Genomic DNA, 2,242 nt, shown 5'->3' with positions numbered 1-2,242 from the left:
TACTGATCCGGCGCCCACCGAGATATACCCCCGCCTCTTCACACTCTTGCCCCACCCGACGCACTTCCTATCGGTCCCGGCGGCTGCTCCGGCGACCGCGCCGATCCCCGGCGCGGTCGCCCTGGCCAGCAGTCCGGGCGCCGCGGACACCGCCCGCGCGGCCAGGGACGGCACCGTCGGCAGTCCGAACGCCATCACGTGTCACCCCCGGCCCGCATCAGTCGGCGGGCGGTGCGGTCGGGTCGGTGGGCGGCGCGACCACGTGCGGGGGATCGTCCTCGTCGGCGGGGGCCGGTGCGGTCGATCCGGTGGGTGAGGTGAGCGGGTCCTCGTACGCATCGTGATCGTGCGGTTCGTCGGGCTCGCCCGGTTCGGCCACTGCGCCCTGCTCGTGGGGTGAGCTCAGCCCGGCCGCTGTGCCCAACTCGTCGGCTGCGCTCGGTCCGGACGCTGTGCCCTGTTCGGGGGGCGCGTCGAGTTCAGTGGGCATCTGCTGTCCGGTGCGCGTCTGCTGTCCGGTGGGCCCGTCGAGGTCGGCCGGTGCGTGCCGGCCGAGGGGCGACGTGGTCGGTACGTCCGGACCGATGGCGGCAGCCGCGGCCGCGGTGGTGGCCGGCCCGGCCGACGCCGTCACCGGGCCGTCCGGCATCTCGCCCTCCCGCAGCGGCCCCGGACCCGCCACGCCCGCGCCGGGCCCGGGCTCCGCCGCGGCGTCGCCGATCGCCACATAGGCGCCGTGGCCCGCGCCTTCCGTCGTCTTCCCGGCCGTCGCCCTCACGGCCGCGCTCTCGCCGCTCTGCCCGGGCCGCGGCTGGGTCAGCCAGGCAACGGCAGCGCCGGTCAGCGCGACCGGCCACTCCACGACTCCGGCCACGCCCAGCACCCCGGCTCCCGCGTACACGGCCATCCGGCGGCCTCGGGGCGACACCGCTCCGATCTTGTCCAGCGTTCCCTCCGCGGCCTTGGTCACGGCTCCGGCGCCGGGTACCTTCCGCACCGCCGAGGCCGCGTTCCGCAGGGGCGCGGTGAGGGCCGAGGACGACTTCTGCTCAGCCATGACTACTCCTCGTCACTGCCGGGACGGCTCCTTCTGCCCGCTGAGTGCCCCGGAATGCGTGGGATCATCCAGGATTGACCGGACATTTCGGAACTCGATGGCGCGGCGCGGCCCAGCCGGTACGCGCGCACCCATTGACCCGGGCCTGTTCACGTACCTAGCCTCCGTCTCCGTACGTGGATGTGAGGAGGTTCGCCATGAGACGACAGCCCGTCGTCACCCGTTTCTCCGTGTACCCGGTGGCCGGCCGGGACTCCATGCTGCTGAACCTCTCCGGGGCCCACGCCCCCTGCTTCACCCGCAACGTCCTCGTCGTCGAGGACTCCGAGGGGCGGACCGGGCTCGGTGAGGTGCCGGGCGGGGAGGCGATCACACGCACCCTGCGGGACGCGGAGCGGCTGGTCCTCGGCGCGCGACTGGGTGACCACACAAGGGTGTTGCGAGCCATCGGAGAGGAGTTCGGCGGCAGGGACGCCGGTGGCCGCGGCACGCAGACCTTCGACCTGCGGACCACCGTGCACGCCGTCACCGCCGTCGAGTCCGCCCTGCTCGACCTGCTCGGCCAGCATCTGGAGGTGCCCGTCGCCGCCCTGCTCGGCGACGGCAAGCAGCGCGACTCGGTGCGCGTCCTCGGCTACCTCTTCTACGTCGGCGACCCCGACCGCACCGATCTGGACTACCTCCGCGAACCCGGGGCGGACGTGCCCTGGTACCGGATCCGGCGCGAGGAGGCCCTCACCCCGGAGGCCATCGTCCGCCAGGCGGAGGCGGCCTACGACCACTACGGCTTCCGGGACTTCAAGCTGAAGGGCGGGGTCCTCGCGGGCGCCGAGGAGGTCAAGGCCGTACAGGCGCTGAAGGAGCGCTTCCCCGCGGCCCGGATCACCCTCGACCCCAACGGGGCGTGGTCCCTGCGCGAGGCCGTCGAACTGTGCCGGCCGCTGCTCGGCACCCTCGCCTACGCCGAGGACCCCTGCGGGGCCGAGGGCGGATACTCCGGGCGCGAGATCCTCGCCGAGTTCCGCCGGGCCACCGGGCTGCCCACCGCGACCAACATGATCGCCACCGACTGGCGCCAGCTCACCCACGCCCTCGCCCTGCAGTCGGTGTCGATCCCGCTGGCGGATCTTGAACCGGCTTGAGTCACTTGGGGGCCCACGGGCGTATACCTCTGCGGAGGCGCTG

General features: G+C 73.6%; 1 protein-coding gene and 2 pseudogenes. 1 reads left to right on the top strand and 2 read right to left on the bottom strand.

Annotation, left to right across the window (positions count from 1 at the left end; translation table 11 throughout):
• A partial coding sequence (locus ABZ646_RS45370) for a hypothetical protein (RefSeq protein WP_360533289.1) occupies positions 1–195 on the bottom strand: 195 nt, incomplete at its 3' end.
• A gap of 607 nt (positions 196–802) precedes the next feature.
• Positions 803–1,057, bottom strand: a pseudogene (locus tag ABZ646_RS45365) (hypothetical protein); the annotation flags it as partial.
• A gap of 197 nt (positions 1,058–1,254) precedes the next feature.
• On the opposite strand from ABZ646_RS45365, the pseudogene ABZ646_RS45360 reads away from it, so the two are divergent.
• Positions 1,255–2,184, top strand: a pseudogene (locus tag ABZ646_RS45360) (enolase C-terminal domain-like protein); the annotation flags it as partial.
• Positions 2,185–2,242: the final 58 nt, after the last annotated feature.

Origin of the sequence: Streptomyces sp. NPDC007162, from assembly GCF_040634175.1 — a bacterium.
Lineage (GTDB): Bacteria > Actinomycetota > Actinomycetes > Streptomycetales > Streptomycetaceae > Streptomyces.
Note: the sequence above shows the minus strand (reverse complement) of the source record. Positions and strands in the feature narration are given on the sequence as shown.